Here is a 22,241-nt window from a genome sequence, read left to right on the forward strand (position 1 = left end):
CTCCCGTCGCCGCTATGAACCCCAAGGTTATAACAAGTATCGCAACGGGGTCATCAAGGGACGATGGCGTGGGCCCGGTTCAGCCCTCGTCGTCCACGCACTCCCTCAGCTGGGGCGGGACGATGATGGCCAGAAGCGACACCAGCACCGACCAGAACATGGCCGGTGGCCACACCGTGACGCACACCACGAGCCCCGCGGCCTTGATCGCGAGGTCGGCGGCCATCATGGGTCCGTGGAACCATTGACGGTGACTGAGCCGGGAAACCACATGGTTCACCCGTTCAGTGGAGCGGTAGAACGCCATGTTGGCAAAGGTAACGGCCAAGACCACGGCCCCATAGCACACCTGGGCCACGACGTTGTCGAAGTTGTCCGACACCATCACGGTGACCCACGGAATCAACGAGCTGAAAAACAGCACCACGAGAGCATGCCACACCGTCCGCTTGCCCACCCTGTCGACGAAGTGCCAGTAGTTGTGCATGTTCACCCACATGGCGCCGAGCCAGAAGAACGACACCGCATAGGCCGCCAGGCGCGAGCGCATGGCCCAGAGGGCCTCCCAGGAAAGCTCGGCGGGTTCTGCAAACTCAAGGACCACGATGGTCATGACGATGGCGAGCACCGCGTCGACGAAGGCGGCGAGGCGCTCCTTACTCATGGGATGCCGCCGCAGACCCGCCGAACACCGGGCCCATCTCCATGGCGTCGAGGGCGGCGTCGACGGCGGCCACCTCCTCGGCACTCAGGCGGATGTCGCCCGCGGAGGAGGCAAGGCCGTTGCCGAGGGTTCGCATGTCCATGGATGACTTCCTTTCCGGGGGCGTCCCCGCTCGTTGCCAGTGGCAATCCTATGGGCGGGGCCAGGACCCCGGAAGTCTCGCTTGGTGAGGGGACCATAACGGCCGGGTTGCAACCGACCGCATGGAAGGAGGGCCGCCGCACCGATCGGCGCGGCGGCCCGGAATTCCCAACGGCCCTTATGCCTCGTCGAGCATCGCGCCGTTGCTCGCGATCACGTTCTTGTACCACCAGAACGAGCGCTTGGGCCTCCTCGAGAGGTCGCCCGTGCCGTCGTCGTGCTTGTCGACGTAGATGAAGCCGTAGCGCTTGGCCATCTCGCCCGTGGAGGCGCTCACCAGGTCGATGCAACCCCAGGGCGTGTAGCCGACGAGGTCCACGCCGTCCTCGATGGCGCCCTCCATGGCCTGGATGTGACGGCGCAGGTAGTCGATGCGGTAACCGTCGTCGACGGTACCGTCGGGCAGCACCTCGTCGCGGGCGCCCAGGCCGTTCTCCACCACCATGACGGGCAGGCCGTAGCGGTCCCAGATCTCGTTGAGGGAGTAGCGCAGGCCCTCGGGGTCGATCTGCCAGCCCCAGTCGGACGCGGCCAGGTGCGGGTTGCTCACGCCGCCCAGGATGTTGCCCGGGCCGCTCTCCAGCGTGGGGTCGGCGCTCTGGCAGGACGACATGTAGTAGGACAGCGAGTAGAAGTCCACGGTCCCGGCCGCCAGAACCTCGTCGTCGCCGGGCTCCTTGACGATCTCGATTCCCCGCTCGGCGAAGTAGGCGTCCATGTAGGTGGGGTAGCTGCCGCGGCACTGCACATCGCCGCAGAACCAGTTGAACACACGGTTGTAGCGCTGGGCCGCCAGCACGTCGGACGGGTCGCAGGTGAGCGGGTAGGACGCCGCGAACAGCACCATGCAGCCCACCTGGTTGGCCGGGTCCACCTCGTGGGCCATGGCCACGGCCCTGGCACTCGCCACAAACATGTGGTGCAGCCCCTGGAACCGGGCCTGCGGGTCGTCCGGCTGGCCCATGAACGGCGTGGGGTTCTCCAGGTCGGCGAGCATGCCCTGGTTGAGCAGGGCACCCATGGGCTCCGTGGCGCTGTTGATCTCGTTGAAGGTGAGCCAGCGGCGCACACGCCCGCGGTAGCGCTCGAACAGGGCACGGCAGAAGTTCAGGTAGTAGCCGATCGTCTCGCGCGACCGCCACGCCTGGCACTTCCTGGTGAGCCCGAAGGGCACCTCGTAGTGCGAGATGGTCACGAGGGGCTCGATGCCGTGCTCGAGGCAGCAGTCCACCACCTCGTCGTAGTGGGCGAGGGCGGCCTCGTTGGGCTCGGCCTCGTCGCCGTTGGGAAACACCCGCGACCACGCCATGGAGAACCGGAAGCACCGGAAGCCCATCTCGGCGAGCAGGGCGATGTCCTCACGGAAGCGGTGGTAGTGGTCGATGGCCTCATGGCTGGGGTAGAACGCGTCGTCGCGCAGGACAGGCGTGATCATCTTGCTGGCGCCGAAGGAGCCGCCGGTGCAGATGTCGGCCACGGAGACGCCCTTGCCGTCCTCGTCCCACGCCCCCTCGCACTGGTTGGCGGCCACGGCGCCGCCCCAGAGGAACCCCTCGGGAAACGCCATGCTAGCCCCCGATCACGATCTGGCCGTCGACCACGGCCACGGGACCCACCTCGTCCTCGTTGCACACGATGACCGGGGTCACGGTCTTGCAGCCGGCGGCGCGGATGGCGTCGATGTCGAACTCGAGCAGGAGCTGGCCGGCCTTGACGGCCTCGCCGCTCTGCACGTGGGCGGTGAAGGGCCGGCCCTCGAGGGACACGGTCTCGAGGCCCACGTGGACGAGCAGGCTCACGCCGGAATCGGAGCGGAGCCCCAGGGCGTGCAGCGTGGGGAACACGGTCTCCACCACGCCGTCGAAGGGCGCCACGACGCGGCCCTCGGAAGGCTCGACGGCAAAGCCGTGGCCCAGCATGCCGGAGGAGAAGGTCTTGTCGGGCACCTCGGAGAGGTCCACGACAGCGCCAGCGACAGGCGAGGTCACCACGATGCGGTCGCCGGTGGGCGCGGCGGCGTTCAGGCCGTGGGCGTCGACGTCCTCGGAGGTCTCGTCGTACTCGCCCTCGGTGGGGTCGTCCCAACCCAGGACCAGGGTGAGCACGAAGGTGCACACGATGGAGATGGCACCGCCCACAAGGGCCCACACGAAGTTCATGGAGCCGGCGGGGTCCACGAACTGGACGATGGAGACCAGGCCGGGCACGGCGAAGCTGTAGGACACCACATGCATGAGGCCGATGAAGAGGCCGGCGACGGCGGAGCTCACGCAGGCGGCGATGAGCGGGCGGCGCAGGCGCAGGGTGACGCCGTAAAGGGCGGGCTCGGTGATGCCTGCCACCATGGCGGTGGCGGCGGAGGCGCCGGCCACAGACTTGAGCTGCCTGTTCTTGGAACGGATGGCCACAGCCAGCGACGCGGTGCCCTGGGCCAGGTTGGAGCAGAGCATGGCGGGCAGGAACAGGTTGTCGAAGCCCAGGGTGGCGAGATTGCCCAGGGTGGAGGGCAGGAAGGCGTAGTGCATGCCGGTCATGACGATGAAGGGCATGAGGCCGGCCACAAGCAGCATGGTGAGCCAGCTGGCGCGCTCGTTGAGCCAGCCGATGGCCACGGACAGGCCGTCGCCCACGATGGCGCCGAGCGGGGCCAGGGCCACGATGGCGAGGGGCATCATGATGAGCAGCACGAGCATGGGCTTGAAGACGGTCTTGGTCCAACCGGGGGTGATGCGGTCGACGCCGCGCTCCACATAGGAGAGCACCCACGTGACGAGCAGGGCCGGGATCACGGACGAGGAGTAGGTTGCCGAGATGACGGGAAGGCCCAGGAACGACTGGGGCTCCTCGGCGCCCAGCTGGGCGGCGAAGTTGGGGTGCAGCAGCACGGCCACGACCACCATGGAGAGCACGGTGGAGCATTCGAACTTCTTGGAGGCCGTGTAGGCGAGCATGAGCGGGATGAAGTAGAAGCCGGCGTCGCCCAGGGTGGCCAGGAACATGTAGGTGGAGTCGGTCTCAGGGACGCCCAGCATGCGCACGATGATGAGGAGCAGCTGGATCATGCCGCAGCCGATGATGGCGGGCAGGATGGGCGCCATGGAGCCGGCGATGGCGTCGAGGACGTTGTTGAAGGCCCTCTTGACGGTGAGCCGCTGCTTGGGGGCGGCGGGGGCTTCGTCGCCGGAGATGCCGCCGAGGCCCAGCACGGCACGGTAGGCCGCCTGCACCTCGTTGCCGATGATGACCTGGTACTGACCGCCCTGGCGGATCGTGCCCATGACGCCGGGCACGGCCTCCACGGCCTTGTCGTCCACCCCGGACTCGTCGTTGAGCACGAAGCGGAGGCGCGTCATGCAGTGCGTGACGCTCTTCACGTTGCCCGCGCCGCCGAGCCGGTCTACCAGCTCGCGTGCGGTCCTCGCGTAGTCGGTGGCCACGTGGGTCCCCTTTCCTTTGGGTTGAAACTGACTTGAATTACGCAGGAAACGTTACAGAACCTAAAAACGAACCAAACTATTGGAACCATGCTCGTTTGCCAACGTCCCATGCCGGTCGCGCATAGCAGCCCGGTCCTGCGGTAACGCGCCCCTCGACCCGATCGGGCCCCGAAGGGCGGGATTACCCTTCACTCCCCCCATTGTTCCTGCATACTCATGCCGATGATTGATGTGGAGACGCCCCTCGACCCATGGGAGGCAAGCATGGAACTCGAGCAGATGCGGCAACTGGTGGCGGTGGACCGCTACGGCACCATATCGGCAGCCGCCCGGGCCCTGCGCATCTCGCAGTCGTCGCTCAGCCGGTCCATGGCGGCGCTGGAGGCCGAGCTCGGTCAGCGCCTGTTCGAGCGGGGCCGCAACGCCGCCGAGTTCAACGACGCCGGCCGCTGCGCCCTCCTCCACGCCCGCACCCTCCTGGCCGACGAGCAGGCCATGCTCGACGCCTTCGACGGCCTCGCCCGGAAGCGGCGCACCCTGCGCATCGCGTCCGTCGCACCGTCGCCGGTGTGGCGCCTCACCTCCCTGGTGGTGGAGCGCTGCCCGGGGACGATCCTGGAGCCCTCCCTGACCGACGACGCCGACGCGCGGCACCGCCTGATGGACGGCACCTGCGACTTCACCGTGACCGGCGTGCCGGTCTCCATGCCCACGGTGGACACCCTGGAGTTCTGCGAGGAGCGGCTCTTCGCGAACCTGCCGGGGGAAAGCCCGCTCACGGGCCGCGACGGGGTGTCGTTCTCCGACCTCGACGGCATGCGCTGCCTCGTGTACGCCGGCTCGGGATGCTGGATCGACCTGCTGCGCGACATGCTCCCCCACTCCCAGGTGGTGGTGCAGGAGGACCGTCTCGTCTTCCTCGAGCTGGTGCGCACCACCGACCTCCTGAGCTTCGTGACCGACGCGCCACGTTTCCCGGGCTACTCCCAGAGCGGGCGGGTGGCCGTGCCCGTGACCGACGACGGCGCGCGGGTCACCTACCACCTCTCGTCGCGCCTGGACGCCCCCGAGCCGGTGCGGCAGGTCATGACCTGGGTGCGGGCACTCGCGGAGCAGCGGGGGTAGGGGCCGGGGATGGCTCGCGGTCCCGCCGCGTCCGGGCGCCCGCCGCATGGCGGGCCGCCGCCCGGTCGGCCCCAGGGTTGCAACCCGACGGTTATAGGCACCCCACCAGCGGAGACTTCCCCGCAGGGACGCCCGGCGCCACAGTGGGGGGGGGGGGGGGAAACCCGTGAGAAAGGACCCCAATGCAGACCGTCACCCTCAACAACGGCGTCGAGATGCCCCAGCTGGGCTTCGGCGTCTTCCAGATCCCCGACGCGGCCCAGTGCCAGCAGGCCGTGGAGGACGCCCTCTCGGTGGGTTACCGCTCCATCGACACCGCGGCCAGCTACGGCAACGAGGAGGCCGTGGGTGCCGCCATCGCCGCGTCCGGCGTGGACCGCAACGAACTCTTCGTCACCACCAAGCTCTGGATCTCCGACGCCTCCTACGAGGGGGCCAAGCGCGGCTTCGACGCCTCCATGAGACGCCTGGGCCTGGACTACCTGGACCTCTACCTCATCCACCAGCCCCTGGGCGACGTCTACGGCGCCTGGCGAGCCATGGAGGAGCTCTACGAGCAGGGTGTGGTCCGTGCCATCGGCACCGCGAACTTCTATCCGGACCGCCTGGCCGACCTCAAGACCTTCAACCGCGTGACCCCCGCCGTGAACCAGGTGGAGTGCAACGTGTTCTTCCAGCAGTGGAAGGCCCAGGCCTACATGGAGTCGGCCGACATCCAGATGGAGGGGTGGGCGCCGTTCGCCGAGGGCAAGAACGATCTCTTCACCAACCCCACCCTCGAGGCCGTCGCCCAGGCCCACGGCAAGACCGTGGCCCAGGTGGTGCTCCGCTGGCAGATCCAGCGCGGCATCGTATGCATCCCCAAGAGCGTGCGCCGCGAGCGCATGGAGCAGAACCTCGACGTGTTCGACTTCGAGCTCTCCGACGCCGAGATGCAGGCCATCCGCGGCCTCGATACCCACAAGAGCTGCTTCTTCGACCACCGCGACCCAGCCACGGTGGAGCGCCTTGCCGGCCTCGTGCGCAACGTCTAGCCCAGCGGGAGGATCATCCATGGACGGCTTCGTCTACCAGTACCAGGTTCTCAACTACTTCGGCGAGGGCGCCGTCGACCGCGCCCTCGACGCCGAGCTGCCCGCCATGGGCGGCACCGTGATGCTCGCCTTCGGGGGCCGTTCCCTCAAGGCCAGCGGGCTCTACGACCACCTGCGCTCCCGGCTCGAGAAGGCCGGCAAGCGCGTGGTGGACTTCGGCGGCATCATGAGCAACCCCACCTATGAGAAGGTCCAGGAGGGTGCCGAGCTGGCCCGGGCCGAGTCGGTGGACTTCATCCTCGCCGCCGGCGGCGGGTCGGTCTTCGACTGCTGCAAGGTGGTGAGCGCCCAGGCCCTGCTCGACCGCGACATCGACCAGTTCGAGCACGTGGAGGGTAGGCTGCCGGACGAGTTCATCCCCATGGGCTGCGTGGTCACGCTCTCGGGCACCGGCGCCGAGCAGAACAACGGCGGCGTCATCACCAACGAGGAGACCCATGTGAAGGGCCCGTTCGTGGGAGCCATGCCCGCATGGGCCGCCCTCGACCCGGCATTCACACTCACCGTGCCGCGGACGCAGTTCATGAGCGGGGCCTACGACTCGCTCTCCCACTGCATGGAGACCTATTTCGGCACCCCGCGCACCCGCTGCGTCTCCGACGACATCAACTTCGCCGTCCAGCGCAACATCGTGCGTAACATGCGCGCCGTCGCCGCCGACGAAAGCGACCTCCAGGCCCGCAGCGAGCTCGTCTACGACTCGGCCATGGGCGAGAACAGCGTGCTCAAGCTGGGCAAGGTGGGCGACTTCCAGTGCCACATGATCCAGCACCAGTACGGGGCTTACACCCACACCAACCACGGCCTCGGCCTCGCGGCGATCCATCCGGCCCTCTACCGGCACCTGGCCCCCGAGGCCCCCGAGCAGTTCGCCCTCTGGGCCGAGGAGGTCTGGGGCATAGACGCCGCCGGACGCGACCCGCTGGCCGTGGCCATGGACGGTATCGACGCCCTCGTGGCCTTCACCCGCGAGATGGGCCTGCCCACCACGCTCAACGAGCTGGGCGGCGATACCTCCGACGAGACGCTGCACGCCGTGGCCCGCACGGCCGTGCGCACCCCGGCCTGCGCCAAGGCCCTGGACGACGACGAGGTCTTCCAGATCCTGGCGGAGAGCCGCTAGCCCGTCCCGTCGCCGTCCCAACACCCGGACACTTTTGTCCCAATGGTCGGGCACTTTTGTCCCACCTTGAAAGGAGCCGTCATGGACGCGACCCCTACCCTCACCCGCCGCGACTTCGTGGCCGGGACCCTCTTCTCGGCCGCCACCCTCGCGCTCGCCGGCTGCTCCCAGGCGCCGGCCGACCAGCCCTCGTCCGACCAAGGTGCCTCCGGTCAGAACACCTCCGGCCAAGGCGCCCCAGGAGGACAGGCCTCCACCGCCGGCGACGGCACCGTCCTCGTGGCCTACTTCTCGGGCTCGGGCAACACCGCGCGCGTGGCCGAGAACATCGCCGACGACCTCGGCTGCACCACGTTCCAGGTGCTCCCCACCGAGCCGTACACCACCGAGGACCTCACGTGGACCGATCCGGACAGCCGCGTGAACCACGAGCACGACAACGAGAGCGCCCGCGACATCCCCCTCGAGCAGGTCACCCCCGACAACTGGGATTCCTACGACACCGTCTTCGTGGGCTACCCCATCTGGTGGGGCATCGCCGCATGGCCCATCGACGGCTTCGTGGCCGGCAACGACTTCTCGGGCAAGACGGTCTACCCGTTCTGCACGTCCACGTCGTCGCCCGTGGGCGACAGCGCCGCCCAACTGGCCCAGCTCGCAGGCACCGGCGACTGGAAGGAAGGCATGCGCTTCTCGGGAGGTGCCTCCGAGCAGGACGTCCGCACCTGGGTGGACGGCCTGGGCCTGTAGCCGGCGCGGCAGAAGGGGCGGTGGCGTCCGTCGCCTCGCCCGCTCGTCGATTGGCTCACCGAGGGTTCCCGGGGAAGGTTTTCTGGCCTCGGGGCCCTCGGGCGTTTGGTACTTTTTGATGCAGTAGTTGATTTAAACCACCAAACATCGCGGTGTTTGGTGGTTTTTGCCGTCTGTGGAGGAGAGAAACCACCAAACGGTTCACCAAACGGTTGACGCGCGTTTGGCAGCAGCACCCCGCGGCACCGCCCGAAACCCCTCCGAGACGCGGGTGGTGGGACAAAAGTGCCCGACCATTGGGACAAAAGTGTCCGGGTGGTTTGTCAGGGTGGTTTGTCAGCGGGCCAGCAGCGCGTAGCGGTTGAGCTCGCCCGACCGGCCGTCTGCCGAGAAGCGCCCGGCCTCGCGCACGCCGGGGGCCGCGGCCGTGGCAGCGGCGACCAGGCGGTCCAGCTCGGCCTCGTCCACGGCGTGGCAGAACCGGAACACACCCTCCTCGCCCTGCCATCCGAGGAACGCATCGCCCGGGCCCAGCTGCCCCGCGAGCCCCGGCCACCGGGCCAGCGCGTCGGCCATGGCCTCCCGGGCCTTCGCCACCAGGCGCCGGTCGTCGAGGAACCTCCAGAACGACGCCGCGGCGACGCCGCCCGGCGCCAGCGCCCGGGCCAGGCCCTCCATCACGGCACGACGTCCGCGGAAACCGGTGAGATGATGCAGCAACCCGAAGGCCACCGCCACGTCGAAGGCCCCCTCGAGCGCCGTCGGCAGCCCCCATCCGTCGCCGAACTCGGCCGCCACGACCTCCGCCGAGAGACCCGCGGCCGGCCCATCCGACCCGGCACCCGCCCCGCCGCCGGCAGCACCCGCCGCCGCGCCCAAAGCGCCCGCCGCCAGCCCCGGCTCGCGGTCCAGGCCCACGGCCTCCACGGCCGCGCCGGGCAGCAGGCCCTCAAGCCAGCGCTCGAAGCGCAGGTTGCCGCAGCCGAGGTCGAGCACCCGGAGCGCCCGGCCCTCGTCGGCCGCCCGCCGCGCCGCGGCACGCAGCGGCCCCTCCAGCCGCGACCACCCCGGCCAGCCGCCCGCGCGCGTCGCCGAGAAGCTCTCGCCGCACCGGGCGTAGAACCCGGCCGTGAGCTGGTCCGCCAGCCGTGCCGCCCTCTCGTCCACCGCGCCTCCCGCCGTCGCCGCCCCATGGCCCGCTCCCGGGCCCCGTTGCTATACACTGCTCTGCGCACCACCGTACCAGCACCGGGACCCGGCACGCCGCCGCGGCGCCCGGTCCGGCGCCACCCCACCCCCCACCCGAGAGGAGCCGTCCGCCTTGGACCGAAGACACCCGGACGCCCCCTCCCCCGAGGCCGCCATCCTCGACCTCGCCGCCGAGCTCCGGGGCCGCGACGACCTGCCCGACGAGCGCTGGCTCCTGCGCTTCATCCGCTCCCGCAACGCCGGCGTGACCGACACCTCGCGCCACCTGCGCAAACGTCGGCTCCTCCCCTACCTCCTGGCCCGGGAGGAGGCCGACCCCGGTCACTGGGAGCGTCTGGGCGTGGACGACGCCTGCCGAGAGCGCCTGGTGACCCTGCTCCGCGCCAAGCCCCGCCGCACGGCCTCGGGCGTGGCCACCATCACCGTCATCTCCAAGCCGTGGCCCTGCGCCGGCACGTGCCGCTACTGCCCTTGCGACCTGCGCATGCCCAAGAGCTACCTGCCCGACGAGCCGGCGTGCCAGCGGGCCGAGCAGAACTTCTTCGACCCCTACCTGCAGGTGTCCAGCCGCCTCTCCACGCTCCACGCCATGGGCCACCCCACCGACAAGGTGGAGCTCATCGTCCTGGGCGGCACCTGGGACGACTACCCCGCCCCGTGGCGCCGCTGGTTCGTGTCCAGGCTGCTCGAGGCCCTGAACGACGGCTGCGGTGCCGAGGCCCGCGCCGAGCGCCGCTCCGTGAGGGCCGACTACCTGGCCCGGGGCCTCTCGGCGGACGCCGGCACCCGGGCCGGGGAGTGCGCCGGGCTGCAGCGGGAGGTCTCCCGGGGCGCCCTGGCCTACAACGCCGCCTGGGCCCGCCTCTACGGCGGCGACCCCCGCTGGCAGGCCCTGGCCGCGGTGCAGCGCGCCGGCTGGGACCGCGTGGAGGCGGCCCAGCGGGCCAACGAGGGGGCGGCCTGCCGGTGCGTGGGCCTCTCGCTGGAGACGCGCCCCGACGCCGTCACCGAGGGGAGCCTCGCGGCCATGCGGCGCCTCGGCGCCACGAAGGTGCAGCTGGGCGTGCAGAGCCTGGACGGCGACCGGCTCTTTGCCAGCGACCGCTCCGCCGACGCCGACTGCGTGGCCCGCGCCTTCTCCCTGGCCCGGCGCCACGGGTTCAAGGTCCACGCCCACATGATGGCCAACCTGCCCGGCGCCACGCCCGAGGCGGACAAGGCCGACTTCGCCCGCCTGGTGGGCGACCGGCGCTTCCGTCCCGACGAGGTGAAACTCTACCCCTGCGCCCTCATCGCCGGCACCGCCCTGGAGCGCGACTGGCGGGCCGGGCTCTGGCGCCCCTACACCCGCGACGAGCTCATCGACGTCATGGCCGCCGACGTCGCTGCCTGCCCTCCCTACCTGCGCATCTCCCGCATGATCCGCGACTTCTCGGCTAAGGACATCGTGGCCGGAAGCCGCGAGGCCAACCTCCGCCAGGCCGTGGAGGACCGCCTCGCCGCCGAGGGGCGCCCCGTGGCCGAGATCCGCCAGCGCGAGATCGCAGGCGCCGAGCAGGACCCGGGCTCGCTCTCGCTGGCCACCTTCCCCTACGCCACGGCCGACACCGAGGAGCGCTTCCTCTCGTGGCAGGCGCCGGACGGGCGCATCGCCGGGTTCTGCCGGCTGTCGCTGCCCCATGGCGGCGGGGTGGCCATGATCCGTGAGCTCCACGTGTACGGCCGGGTCTCGGAGCTGGGCCAGGTGCAGCCGGGCGCCCAGCACCGCGGCCTGGGGCGCGCCCTCGTCGAGGAGGCCTGCGCCCAGGCGGCGCGGGAGGGGTACGGAGCCGTGGACGTCATCAGCGCCGTGGGGACACGCCCCTACTACCGGAGGCTCGGCTTCTTTGACCACGGCCTCTACCAGCGGAGACAGCTAAAGGGGTAGGCCCCGCCGCGGTGACGCGCGCCCCGGCGCCCGGCGCCCCGGCACCCGGCGCCCGGCGGCGCGGCCGCCCCTACGACGCCTCGAGATCGTCCACCACGGCCACCACGAACTCCGCCGGCGACCGGAAGGTCGACCCCTCCTCGTCCACCAGCTCGAAGTCCCGGCCGGCCCGGTCGGTGCAGTCGTCATGGTCGATGCGCCCCTGGGCCACCATCACCCCGTGGCGCCCGTGGGCCGTGGCCCCGAGGGGCACGAGGCCGTCGTTCTCGCCGTCGAGGTGGCGCACCACGGCCGCCACGTGGTTCCTGGGGTAGCGGCGCTGGCGGCTGCGGAACCCGAAGGAGTGGAAGGGGACGGCCTCGAGAAGGGTGCGGCGCCCCTCGTCGAGCTCGAGGTCGGCCAGGGCCCGGGCACCCTCCACGGTGAGGTCGCGCAGAGCCTGGATGGAATCGGGGGCGCGGTCGCCCCGCAGGCGGCTCCAGCCGTTGACGAGATGCGACACCACGTGGGGCAGCAGGAAGCGCGACCGGTTGAGAAGGCTGCAGAAGCGCATGCCCCGGTGGGGGCTCGACAGGGTGGCCACCCCGCGCACCTTGGCGGCCACCCGGGGGTCGAGCAGGGCCGAGCGCACGTCGAGGCCGCCCTTGGAGTGGGCCACGACGACCACCTGGTCGGCGCCGGTCTCGGCCAGCACCTCGTCGATGGTGCGGGCGAGCTCGCGCCCGTTGCCCTCCACCGAGCCCCAGGCGTCGGTGTTTCCGAAGAAGACCTCGAACCCATGCTCCTCGAGGGCCTCGGGCACGCGGCCCCACAGGGGCGAGCGGTGGATGCCGCGGTCGTGGGCGGCGATGCCGTGGACGAGGACCACCGGGCAGTCGTGCCGCCCCTGCCCCACCGGGGGCCGCTCCCCCGCCGTCCGTCCGTGCTCCCGTTCCATCGCGGTCATCTCCCTCGCAACCATGGCCCACGGGGTTCGTAGCCCTGTCGGGGGCGGCGTTGCACGGCGCACAGAACCGCCAAGTGGCACCATCGCCGCCCATGAAAAAGGCGCCGGGCCCTGGGGGTCCGGCGCCGCATGCCCATGATGGGGTCGGGGTGCGAGGTTAGTGCTTGAGCTTATCGCCCAGGCCCTTGGCCACGTCGCCGGCCTTGTCGGCGAGGTCCTTGGCGGCGTCGGCGGCCTTGTCGGCACCCTCCTTGGCACCGTCGGCGGCCTTGCCGGCCACGTCCTTGGCGCCCTCGCCCAGGTCCTTGGCGGCGTCGGCAGCCTTCTCGGCCAGGTCCTTGGCGCCGTCGGCCACCTTGTCGGCCATCTCCTTGAAGTCCATGACAGGTCCTTTCGGTCGGAGCCCTCGGGGCTCGTGGTGGTCCGCCCGCGGCGGTCCCGGTTCTGCCTTTGGTACCCGCCGGAAAGGGCGTCTTTCGCCCCGAGGGCCCATCCATCAAAGAAGAAAAGCGCCCCGGCCGGGAAGACCGGGGCGCCGCGACGGGACGGTGAGCCGGACGGCGCCTAGGCCTCCCAGGCCACCTCGCCGTCCACGTAGGTGGCCTCCAGATCCATGGAGGAGGTGAAGCACGCCATGTCGGCCGCGCGGCCCGGCTTGATGGAGCCGCAGACGTCGTCCACGCCCGTGCTCCTGGCCGGGTTGACGGTGGCCATGGCCACGGCCTCGGCCGGGGTGGCGAGCCCCCAGTCCACCACGTTCTTAACACACTGGCAGAGGCCCACGATGGAGCCGGCGAGGTTGCCGCCGTCCTTGAGGCGCGCCTGGCCGTCCTTGACGGTGATGGGCAGGCCCTCCATCACGTAGTCGCCCTCGGGCATGCCGCCGGCGGCCAGGCAGTCGGTGATGAGGCACACCTGGTCCTTGCCGCGGGCGCGCATGACCACGTTCACCGACACCGGGTTCACGTGGTTGCCGTCGCAGATGATCTCGTCGTAGACGCCGGGGCAGGTGAGGGCGGCCCCCACCATGCCGGGCTCGCGGTGGTGCAGCGGGCTCATGGCGTTGTAGGTGTGCACGAACACCGTGGCACCGGCGTCCACGGCGCGGCGGGCCTCCTCGTAGGTGGCGTTGGAGTGGCCCAGGGCGACCACGGCGCCCATGGCCGTGGCCTTGGCCACGAACTCGGCGGCGCCGTCGTTCTCGGGGGCGAGGGCGATCTTGAAGGCCAGGCCGTCGGCGCAGTCCATCCAGTGCTCGAGCACGTGGAGGTCGGGGTTGCCCATGTAGGCGGGGTTCTGGGCTCCCTTGTACCTCTCGGAGAACCACGGGCCCTCGAGGTAGATGCCCTGGACCTTGGCACACCCGGGCTTGTTCACGTGGGCCGCGGCGATGGAGCAGGCCTCGGCGATGCGCTCCGTGGGCGCCGTGAGGGTGGTGGGGAAGAAGCTCGTGCAGCCGTTGCGCACGAGGCCGGCCGCCATGGCGTCGAGGCCGTCGGCGGAGAGGTCCATGACGTCGTGGCCGTCGAAGCCGTGGATGTGCGTGTCCACGAGGCCGGGGGCCACGAGGTCGCGCTCGTCGATGCGCTCCACGCCCGAGGGGGCGTCGGTGGAGAAGGCGCCGAAGACGCCGTCGGTGACGGTGAGGTAGCCGGGGCCGGTGGGGCCGCCGGGCAGGAAGAACGAGTTGGCGTGGATGGCGTAGGTTGCCATGGGGTCTCCTTGGGTCTGGGATGCCGGACGCTGGGCGGGGCCTTGGGCCCCGCACCCCACGTTACTTCACCGAGGCCATGAGGAGCAGCACCTGGGCCGCCATGAGGTACGGCAGCGCAAGGTAGGCGGCGGGGATGGCCGCGAAGCCGTCGAAGGAGAAGGCGCGGCCGGGGTAGACGGGAGCCACGTCCTGCTGTACGGCCACGGGGGTGCAGCCGTTCTCGGCGCCGTCGAGCGACTTGAGGGAGGCCACCTGGGACGCCTTCTCGTCGTCGGAGCCGCCGATGAAGGCCACGGCCAGGGCGTCGTGGGTGACGTCGCCGTCACCGGCGGCGCTCACGAGGTCGCCGCGGGACACCTGGGGCGAGACGCCGCCGCGGCCGAGGCCGGCGAAGTTGGCGGCCTGCACCACGGCCTCGCGGGCGACGCCCTGGAAGTGGGTGCCGCTGGCGAGGAAGACCAGGGAGTCGAAGGGCTCCAGCACGAGGGAGGAGAGGGCGGTCTCGCGCATGACCACCATCTCGCCCATGCGCACGGCGATCCGGGTCCAGTTGTCCTTGGCACGCAGGTCGTCGGCGCCCAGGCAGAGGTTGGCCATGAGGGTGAGGCAGGTGAAGCCGGCGAGGTCCGCGGGCTCCAGGGAGGCCTCGGCGGTGGCCCTCTCGTCGGCGGCGGAGGCGACGTCGGGGAGGGCGATCACGAGGCCGTCCTCGTCGGGCACCACGGCGCTGGCGATGCCGTCGGCCGGGTCGCAGGTGAGGCCCAGCACGAAGAGGCCCTTAACGTTGGCGCGCACCGCTGCCACGGCCTGCCCGAGCGCGGCGTCGTCGCCGCAGGAGAGGGCCACGAGCAGCACGTGCTCGGCGTCGCGCAGGATGTCCTTGGGGGCGCGGGCGAGGTCCTCGGCGGCGGCGCAGAGGTAGTCGCAGCCACCCACGCCGCTCGCGGACAGGCTCTCGGCGGCCGACACGGCGGCGTCCAGGGCCGAGCCGCTGCCCGTGAGTACGACGGTCAGGGTGCCTTCGACGCCGTCCTCGGGGGTGTCTCCCCCGAGGACGCCCGCGGCGGCGCGGGCGCGGCCCACGAGGGCGTTGACGTCGGGCTCCACCTCGCGGTAGAGGTCGAGCACCTTCTCCCAGAGCTTGGGCTGGCGGCGGATCTGGGAAGCGACGGTGGGCGCGTTCTCGCGCATGAGCTGGGCGATGTCGTTCTCGAGCATGGGGTTCCTCCTCTAGGCACGGTTGGCTGCAGGGCAGATACCCGGACCGCGCGGACCCTTGTCACAGCCCACGGACACGACAGAGGCCCCTACCCCTGGAACACGTTGAGGCCCAGCCCCTCCCCCAGCGCCGCCACGGCCTCCTGGCCGCGCACGGAGTTGCCCGCCGCGTCCAGGGGCGGGGCGAAGGCTCCGATGCCCATGACGCCGGGCACCACGGCGAGGATGCCGCCGCCCACGCCGGACTTGGCCGGGATGCCGGTGCGGTAGAGCCAGTCGCCCGCGGACTGGTAGAAGCCCACGGTGCAGATGAGCGACGTGAGCTTGCGGGCGAGGTCCGCCGAGAGGACCTCGCAGCCGTCCGTGGGCGACACGCCGCCGTTGGCGATCGTGGCAGCGGCGCGGGCCAGCTGCTCGGCCGTCACGGCGAGGGAGCACTGACGTGTGTAGAGGTCAAGGGAGAGGTCCACGTCGTCGTAGATGCGGCCGTAGTCCTTGAGCAACCAGGCGATGGAGCGGTTGTCGAAGTTCGTGGCGCTCTCCGAGCGATAGAGCTCGTCGATGAGCGGGACGGGGCTGCCGCAGAGGTCCTCGAACATGCCGGTGACGGCCGCCCACTTGGCATCCGCGTCGCCCGCGGGGCCCACCAGCGAGCAGGCCGAGATGGCACCGGCGTTCACCAGTGGCGTCGACGGGCTGTGGTTCTCCAGGATGATGGCCATGATGGAGTTGAAGGGCAGGCCGGTGGCGTCGGCGCCGATCTTCTCGCGCACGGCCTCGGGCCCCAGCTGCTTGAGGATGAGGGCGGCCGTGAAGACCTTGGAGATGGACTCGACGCCAAAGGGGTGGGTGGCGTCGCCGAGGGAGAGGCACGTGCCGTCCACCAGACACACGGAGAGGCCGAGCAGCGACGGGTCGACGTTGGCGAGGTACGGGATGTAATGGGCGTTCTCGCCGCCGGTGGCGGCCTTGGCCTGGGCGAAGGCGCGTTCCATGGCGGCCTCGACCTGGTTGTGGGTGAGCTTGTCTACGGGCATGGGCAGCTCCTCGGGACGGGGTTTGGGCGGTAGGTACCCGTCCCAAGGAATGACGGACGTTGATGGGTGGGCCTTCGTCGTCGACCCGGAACCGAGGTCGCACAAGATAGTGAAGCATCTCCTTCCCAGTCCCGCATCCATCCATGGATCGGCAGGGTCCATCAAAGGCGATCGAGAGAAGCGCAGATGAGTGAACAACCCAAAGCAGAATCTTCCCTCGCCGCAACGCTGAACTACATGGGTGCAGGCGCCTGTCCACGTGAGAGAGGCGCGCCCTCACCCCCCCCCACTTTGACCAGGCACTGGCCTCCATGGGGCAGAAGAAGGACCACGTGGCGACCCTCCACCACCCGGAAGTCGGTGCCTTCGTGGTCTACGGCGTGTACGTGGACGAAGCCGAGATCACGATCTTCGACCTGCTGTCCAGGCCCCTCGACGAGTGACGGTCAGGCCCCGCCCATCCTCTGAAGGTGCTCGAACTTCTCGAACTTGATGCCGAGGTACTCGTCGCTGGGCCAGAGCGACCTGTCCTTGGGAAGCCTGAGCGGATGGCCGCCGAGCCTACGGTACACATCGTCCGGAACGGAATCGGCGACCACGATACACGCGGTCCGCGGGTCAACAGCAAGAAGCGAGTCGTCGAAAAGCGCATGAATGTCCGACCTCAGCAACAGGCCGTTTTCCACGACGTTCGTCGGGGCGCCACGGTAGTCGAGGATGTGCGCTGCCTGGAGCGTGCACCCCGTCTCGACGCCCGTGACGGCACAGGCCCCGCCGTAGGCCTCCATCAGCTTCCTTCTGAAGCGACCCTGCCCCTCTCGCACCTTCATGGATACGACCTTCGCCGTGCGCTCGTCACGCATCAGCTCCTGGGCCGGCCTGTGGTCGAGCTCCACGAGCTCCTCACCCACAAGGTAGTCGTGCACCCCTGACCGGAACAGATGCTCCGTCTCCGGAGTCACAGGGCCATGGAGCACGAAGGTCTCATCCGATGGACGGTACTCCTCCACAAAGGCGAGGGACCGAAGGTATCCCTTCCCGGTGTCGGCAAAGACGCCGACGGGGAGGCCATCCCTCATGCAGTTCTTAAGCGACTCGTTCCACTGGGAGTCCGTCTCGCCGCCCTTGTTGTTGCGATGGGCTGCGTAGATGAGACCCCAGTCGCCGTCGGGGAGTTCGATCATCGAGCCGTCTGCGTCGTACATCTCACCGCTCTTGATAGTGACGCTCAGCGCGTATGGCGAGCCCGAGGGCTTGTGGATACCCCGCTGGGCCGCATGGGCGAAGTCGTCTCTCACACCGGGCAGGCGCTGGCCTCTTCCGTAGAGCCGGCTGCCCACCGTCCCGCTGTGGTCCATGAACCACTGGTAGGCCGCCGCAAAGTCGCTCCTCCGGTGCACGTCGATGAACGAGAGGGCCCTCTCCACGGTGAGGTCCACATCTCGCAATGTGTCATCGGCCCGCTCGATGGACCTGTCGCGCGGGCCCCGCTCGTCATCAGCCATGAATCCGGCCCTCCCAGACGTCGATGTCGCTTAGAGCATAACCGACACCCATCGACAGGGGTCAGTATGACCCCTACCCCCGCTCCAGCTCCAGCAGGGCCGCTTTGCGCTCGACGCCGCCCGCGTAGCCCGTGAGCCCGCCCTTGGACCCCACCACGCGGTGGCACGGCACCATGAGCGACACGGGGTTGTGGCCCACCGCGCCGCCCACCGCCTGGGCGCTCATGCGCTCGATGCCACGCTCCTCGGCCAGCACCCGCGCGATCTGCCCGTAGGTCATGGTCTGCCCGTACGGGATGGTCTGCAGCACCTCCCACACGCGACGGCGGAACGCCGTGCCCTCGAGCCTGAGGGGCGGCACTGGACCGGGGTCCTCCCCCGCGAAGTAGGCATTGAGCCACGCCAGGGCCTTGGTCAACACCGCGGCCTCCCTGCCCGAGAACACCGGCGCCGAGGGGTGCTCGGCCATACGGGCCTCGTACTCCTGCCGTTCCCCCTCACCCTCAAACCACAAGCCGCAAACCGCATCACCGCAGATCAGCATGCGCACGAAGCCCAGCGGCGTCTCATACCGGTACATACCTGCCACAGCACTCCCCTCTCCCCGTCCGCCTTCCAGCACTGGTCGACACAGCAGCCCCGCCGCCTCTCTGTTGGAGCCAGTATAGAACATATGTTCTGTATATGCTACAGTGGAGTCCCTAATAGTTCCAGCATGGAGAGGGGGTGGTCACCATGACGAGGAAGCACAGGAAGCCGATACCCGTCGCCACCATCAGTGCCATCGACGTCACGCGGACCCGGATGCCCAAGCACGACGGCTGGGTGTGCCGGGGCGGTCCCCACGGGGACACGGCCTACAACCGGCGCCGGGAGAAGGCGGAGCTCAAGCGCATCCTCAACGAGGAGGGCGGCCACGGTCGCCCTCCTTTTTCATGGCGGGAGAAAGCCTCCGGGGCGTCACCGAGGGCCGCGGGCACACGGTGCGGCGCGACCGGGCCCCTCAGTGGCCGCCCAAGGCCTTGAGGCCCACGATCGACCCCACGAGAAGCACGAGGCAGACGCCCTGGCCCCCGTTGATCGGCGCCTCCCCCGTCACGGCGCCCCACACCACCGTGAGCGTGGCCCCCACGCCCACCCACACGCCGTAGACCACCCCCACGGGCAGCTCGCGGAGCGCGAAGGACAGGCCGAGCATGGAGCCGGCAAGCCCCATGGCAAAAAACACAGTGGGGACCACCTGCGTGAACCCGCAAGAACGGTCGAGGACCACGGCCCACACCGCCTCGAGGCAACCGGACAGAACCAGGACGAGCCAATGCATGACGGCGCCTTTCTCCTCGGAGGAACGAAAGTGCGCCGTCTTTTCCAACCTGGTGCGGCAGCCCTCGTCAGGGCCCATGGGGGCAAAAAAGCGGGGCGGGACGCGTCGGGCGCCCCGCCCCGCGGTTCACGAGCGGTTTCGGAAGAAGTAGTACCAGGCGGCGTAGCAGACGCCCAGCACCACCGCCACGGGCAGGAGCCACCGCACGATGATGAACACGCCCCTGAAGAACAGGTTCACCAAGGCGAGGACGATGATGACCAGCAGGCAGCCGAAGCCGCAGCCCGCGGCGTTGTCTCCGGAAAAACGAGGTGGCATGGAGCCTCCTTGGGATGGGGGGGTCGCTCAAGACCCTGATTCTACCAGCAGGTCGCCCCTCGACCTCAGCCCTCGTTCACGGCCTCGACAACGCGCGCCCGCTGCTTCTTGCCCAGCCCGCGCAGGGTGCGGCCGGCGCTGATGCCGACCTCCTCCATGAAGGCCGTGGCACGGGCGCGGTCCCAACCGGGCAGCGCCGAGAGGAACCGCACCACGGTGAGGGAACGGGCGGCGTCGTCCACGGCGTCGAGCACGTCCGCGGGCGAGACGGCGCCGGACTTGATGTTGGCGAGCAGGTCGCTGCGGAGCTTGCGGGTCTGGGCCGCCTTGGAGACGGGCTTGGCCTCGGCGGGCGCGGGCTCCGGGGTCGCGGGCGCCTCGGGGGCGGCGTCGGCGGGCGCATCGGCCTCGGAGGCAGCAGCGACGGACGCGGCGTTGGACACCGGGGCGTCGCTGGCGGCATCGGCGGCCTCGGGCTGGGCCGCCTTGGGCTTGCGGGAGCGACGGCGGCGGCGCGGCTTGGGGGCGTCGGTCTCGGGGGCCGGCGCCTCGGCGTCGGGCTGGTCGGCCGCGGGCTCGGGGGCGTCCTCGGGCTCGGGCACCTGGCCGACCTCGGCTGCGGCATCGGCTACAGCTTCAGGCTGCTCGGCGGCCTTCTCGGCAGCGGCCTTGGGCCGGGCGCTACGGCGACGGCGCCCAGCTCGGCCGGGACGCACATCCTTCTGCTCCGGCTCCGCATCCTGCTCGGCGGACCGGGCGTCGCCGCCCTCGGTCTCCACCTCGGGGGCAGGGACCTCCTCGGGCGCGGCCTCGGAAGCGGCGACCTGCCCTTCGGGAGCGTCGGCGTCGGCCGCGGGCTGCTCGGTGCCCGCCACCTCCGCGCCCTGCTCCTCCGCGACCTGGCCCTCGGCGCCCTGCTCGGCCTTGGGCCTGCGGGAGCGGCGGCGACGGCGCGGCTTGGGGGCGTCGGCCTTCTCGGCGGGCGCGGCGTCCGCAGGCGCCTCCGCCCCGACGGCAGCCTCGGGCTCGGCGGGCTCCACCTTGGGTGCGGTCTCGTCCTTGGGGGCCTGCTGCGCGGGCTGCTGGGCACCCTGGCCGTCGGCGGCCTGCTGCCTGCGCTGCCCGCGCGAGCGCTGGCTCTGCTTGCGGTAGGTGCCCTCGCGGCGCTTGCCACCGTCCTGCTGCTGCCCCTCGCCCTGGTCGTCGCGGCCGGCGGGGAGGGCCGCCATGGCGGAGTCCACGTCGTAGTCGCTGAAGAGGTCCAGAGCCACGATCTCCTGCTCGAGCTTCACGTTGCGCTCGAGCATGTAGGAGACGAGGCCGCGGTAGCGCTCGTACTCCAGGAGCTGGGCCAGAAGGTCGCGGTCCTTGGAGGTGAGCGGGTGGATGGCCTTGCGGTAGGCCGGGTTCGCCAGCTCGGCGATGCCCATGTGGAAGAGACCCACCTCGCAGCCGAGGGTGTCCTCGATAACCTTGTGGGCCTTGAGGCCGGCGTAGTCGATGTCGCCGAAGTGCGCGAACTCCACGTCCGGGTTCTGCTCGTGGATCATGCGCAGGAGCGCCCGGTGGCGCGGCGACACGGAGCCCTGGGTGTAGATGTAGACGTCGTCGTCGTTGCAGCGGCGGTAGGCGTCGAGGTTCTCCACCGTGACGATGCGGCGGGCGCGCACGTAGGCGCGGTCGATGTTGGCGAGGTCGGCGTCGAACATCGAGATGCCGTTGGGCAGGATCGAGGCGTCCACGGCGCCCTTCTGGGTGATGAGCACCACGGGACCCTTGACGCAGATGGTCTTGAGGTCGGCCACGACGCCGGCCTCCTCCAGCGCGCCAACGTTGGAGCGGCTGGCGCTGGAGCCGCGGCGGCGCAGCGTCTGGGCCACGCGCTTGAGGCCCACGCGGTCGAGCTTCTTGGTGTCGCCGGTGACCAGCAGCGAGAGCTCGCGCGGGGTGAGGGGCGAGTCCACCTCGTCGAGGTACTCGGCGGCCTCCTCGGTGATGCGCGGGTCCACGGGGCCCGACGTGCGGCGGCGGCCGTGTCGCTGCGCGTGGGTCTGGCCGCCCTGGGACTGGGCCTGCCGCTTGCGGGCGACGGCCTCCTCGGCGCGGGCCTGCTCGGCCTCCTCCTGGGCCACACGGGCGGCGAGCTTCTCGAGCTCGTGGGCGGCCTTGTCGGCGTCCTCCAGGGTGACGGTGTCCACGTAGGTGCCCCCGTCGTGCTTGGACTTGGTCATGCGCACGATGCGCTGGCTCTCCAGCGACTGCACGGCCGAGAAGATCCACTGGGCCTGCTTGCGGGAGGCCTCGTCGTCGTGCTCGAGGTAGGACGGCAGGATGTCGGACGGGACCAGGGTGGGCGGCTCGTCGGCGGGGGCGGCCCCGTCGAAGGCGGCACAGAGCCTCTCGAGCAGCTGGTACTTGAACGTGTCGGTGGGTTTCAAGGAGCGACCTCCAAGCCGCAGGAACGTGCGATGGGAGCCCGGCGGCGTGGAGCCATGGGCCTGTCAAGTGTATATCGCCCGTGTGGTGGGATTGTTTCTCGGGACTCCCCAAGGGTCCAAGGGGCCGCCGAGCCGCCCCGCCCTCTGCCCGCTGCCGGGCCACCCCCTCACAGCCGTTTGGTACTTTTCGGTATGAGAACTCATCTAAACC

At 70.2% G+C, this 22,241-nt stretch carries 21 protein-coding genes; 6 read left to right on the forward strand and 15 right to left on the reverse strand.

What is annotated here, in order from left to right; all coding sequences use genetic code 11:
• Positions 1-79 precede the first annotated feature (79 nt).
• From NFR49_RS04805 to NFR49_RS04820, 4 genes are all read right to left on the reverse strand, one after another.
• Positions 80-664, reverse strand: coding sequence for a TMEM175 family protein (locus tag NFR49_RS04805; protein WP_251158504.1), 585 nt, complete (start codon positions 662-664; stop codon positions 80-82).
• Positions 657-806: a hypothetical protein gene (locus tag NFR49_RS04810; RefSeq protein ID WP_251158505.1), complete on the reverse strand. Its 150-nt coding sequence runs from the start codon at positions 804-806 to the stop codon at positions 657-659. Before NFR49_RS04810 ends, NFR49_RS04805 begins: the two co-directional genes overlap by 8 nt.
• A gap of 177 nt (positions 807-983) precedes the next feature.
• On the reverse strand, positions 984-2,432 hold the full coding sequence (locus NFR49_RS04815) for a glycoside hydrolase family 1 protein (RefSeq protein ID WP_251158506.1): 1,449 nt from the start codon (positions 2,430-2,432) through the stop codon (positions 984-986).
• 1 nt (position 2,433) lies between these two features.
• Positions 2,434-4,302, reverse strand: a complete 1,869-nt coding sequence (locus NFR49_RS04820; protein ID WP_251158507.1) for a beta-glucoside-specific PTS transporter subunit IIABC — start codon at positions 4,300-4,302, stop codon at positions 2,434-2,436.
• Positions 4,303-4,566: 264 nt separating this feature from the next.
• Here NFR49_RS04820 and NFR49_RS04825 point away from each other — a divergent pair, with 264 nt between their 5' ends.
• The 4 genes from NFR49_RS04825 to NFR49_RS04840 all read left to right on the forward strand — a co-directional run bounded on the left by NFR49_RS04825 (position 4,567) and on the right by NFR49_RS04840 (position 8,394).
• Positions 4,567-5,427: a LysR family transcriptional regulator gene (locus tag NFR49_RS04825; protein ID WP_251158508.1), complete on the forward strand. Its 861-nt coding sequence runs from the start codon at positions 4,567-4,569 to the stop codon at positions 5,425-5,427.
• 182 nt (positions 5,428-5,609) lie between these two features.
• Entirely contained in the window at positions 5,610-6,461 is an 852-nt protein-coding gene (locus tag NFR49_RS04830) for an aldo/keto reductase (protein WP_251158509.1), read from the forward strand.
• 19 nt (positions 6,462-6,480) lie between these two features.
• Positions 6,481-7,644 (forward strand): iron-containing alcohol dehydrogenase, encoded by a 1,164-nt coding sequence (locus tag NFR49_RS04835; protein ID WP_251158510.1) that lies wholly within the window; start codon positions 6,481-6,483, stop codon positions 7,642-7,644.
• 81 nt (positions 7,645-7,725) lie between these two features.
• Complete coding sequence (locus tag NFR49_RS04840; protein ID WP_251158511.1) at positions 7,726-8,394, forward strand: flavodoxin; 669 nt, start codon at positions 7,726-7,728, stop codon at positions 8,392-8,394.
• Between the two features lie 336 nt (positions 8,395-8,730).
• Here the strand turns inward: NFR49_RS04840 and NFR49_RS04845 are convergent, their stop codons facing one another.
• Complete coding sequence (locus NFR49_RS04845; RefSeq protein ID WP_251158512.1) at positions 8,731-9,561, reverse strand: class I SAM-dependent methyltransferase; 831 nt, start codon at positions 9,559-9,561, stop codon at positions 8,731-8,733.
• A 154-nt stretch (positions 9,562-9,715) separates the two neighbouring features.
• Here NFR49_RS04845 and NFR49_RS04850 point away from each other — a divergent pair, with 154 nt between their 5' ends.
• On the forward strand, positions 9,716-11,530 hold the full coding sequence (locus NFR49_RS04850) for an elongator complex protein 3 (protein ID WP_251158513.1): 1,815 nt from the start codon (positions 9,716-9,718) through the stop codon (positions 11,528-11,530).
• Positions 11,531-11,600: 70 nt separating this feature from the next.
• On the opposite strand, the gene NFR49_RS04855 is transcribed toward NFR49_RS04850, so the two are convergent.
• The 5 genes from NFR49_RS04855 to glsA all read right to left on the reverse strand — a co-directional run bounded on the left by NFR49_RS04855 (position 11,601) and on the right by glsA (position 16,445).
• Positions 11,601-12,467, reverse strand: a complete 867-nt coding sequence (locus tag NFR49_RS04855; RefSeq protein WP_251158514.1) for a lipase family alpha/beta hydrolase — start codon at positions 12,465-12,467, stop codon at positions 11,601-11,603.
• Between the two features lie 166 nt (positions 12,468-12,633).
• Positions 12,634-12,858, reverse strand: a complete 225-nt coding sequence (locus NFR49_RS04860; protein ID WP_420840259.1) for a hypothetical protein — start codon at positions 12,856-12,858, stop codon at positions 12,634-12,636.
• Between the two features lie 182 nt (positions 12,859-13,040).
• Positions 13,041-14,189, reverse strand: a complete 1,149-nt coding sequence (nagA, locus tag NFR49_RS04865) for an N-acetylglucosamine-6-phosphate deacetylase (protein WP_251158515.1) — start codon at positions 14,187-14,189, stop codon at positions 13,041-13,043.
• A gap of 61 nt (positions 14,190-14,250) precedes the next feature.
• Positions 14,251-15,408 (reverse strand): hypothetical protein, encoded by a 1,158-nt coding sequence (locus NFR49_RS04870; RefSeq protein ID WP_251158516.1) that lies wholly within the window; start codon positions 15,406-15,408, stop codon positions 14,251-14,253.
• An 89-nt stretch (positions 15,409-15,497) separates the two neighbouring features.
• Positions 15,498-16,445, reverse strand: a complete 948-nt coding sequence (gene glsA, locus NFR49_RS04875; RefSeq protein ID WP_251158517.1) for a glutaminase A — start codon at positions 16,443-16,445, stop codon at positions 15,498-15,500.
• A gap of 311 nt (positions 16,446-16,756) precedes the next feature.
• Here glsA and NFR49_RS10150 point away from each other — a divergent pair, with 311 nt between their 5' ends.
• Positions 16,757-16,888: a hypothetical protein gene (locus NFR49_RS10150; RefSeq protein ID WP_275557136.1), complete on the forward strand. Its 132-nt coding sequence runs from the start codon at positions 16,757-16,759 to the stop codon at positions 16,886-16,888.
• Between the two features lie 3 nt (positions 16,889-16,891).
• On the opposite strand, the gene NFR49_RS04880 is transcribed toward NFR49_RS10150, so the two are convergent.
• The 5 genes from NFR49_RS04880 to mihF form a co-directional block, all read right to left on the reverse strand.
• A complete protein-coding gene (locus NFR49_RS04880; RefSeq protein ID WP_251158518.1) occupies positions 16,892-17,950 on the reverse strand; it encodes an HNH endonuclease in 1,059 nt (352 codons plus the stop codon).
• 73 nt (positions 17,951-18,023) lie between these two features.
• Positions 18,024-18,530 carry a methylated-DNA--[protein]-cysteine S-methyltransferase gene (locus tag NFR49_RS04885; protein WP_251158935.1) on the reverse strand — a complete coding sequence of 169 codons (507 nt, stop codon included), beginning with the start codon at positions 18,528-18,530 and terminating at the stop codon, positions 18,024-18,026.
• A 423-nt stretch (positions 18,531-18,953) separates the two neighbouring features.
• On the reverse strand, positions 18,954-19,274 hold the full coding sequence (locus NFR49_RS04890; RefSeq protein WP_251158519.1) for a DMT family transporter: 321 nt from the start codon (positions 19,272-19,274) through the stop codon (positions 18,954-18,956).
• A gap of 126 nt (positions 19,275-19,400) precedes the next feature.
• The gene (locus NFR49_RS04895) at positions 19,401-19,592 is read right to left on the reverse strand and encodes a hypothetical protein (RefSeq protein ID WP_251158520.1); all 192 of its coding nucleotides are present in this window, start codon (positions 19,590-19,592) and stop codon (positions 19,401-19,403) included.
• A 65-nt stretch (positions 19,593-19,657) separates the two neighbouring features.
• Positions 19,658-22,030 (reverse strand): integration host factor, actinobacterial type, encoded by a 2,373-nt coding sequence (mihF, locus tag NFR49_RS04900; RefSeq protein WP_251158521.1) that lies wholly within the window; start codon positions 22,028-22,030, stop codon positions 19,658-19,660.
• Between the last annotated feature and the right edge of the window lie 211 nt (positions 22,031-22,241).

Source organism: Caniella muris (genome assembly GCF_943193035.1).
GTDB lineage: Bacteria > Actinomycetota > Coriobacteriia > Coriobacteriales > Atopobiaceae > Granulimonas > Granulimonas faecalis.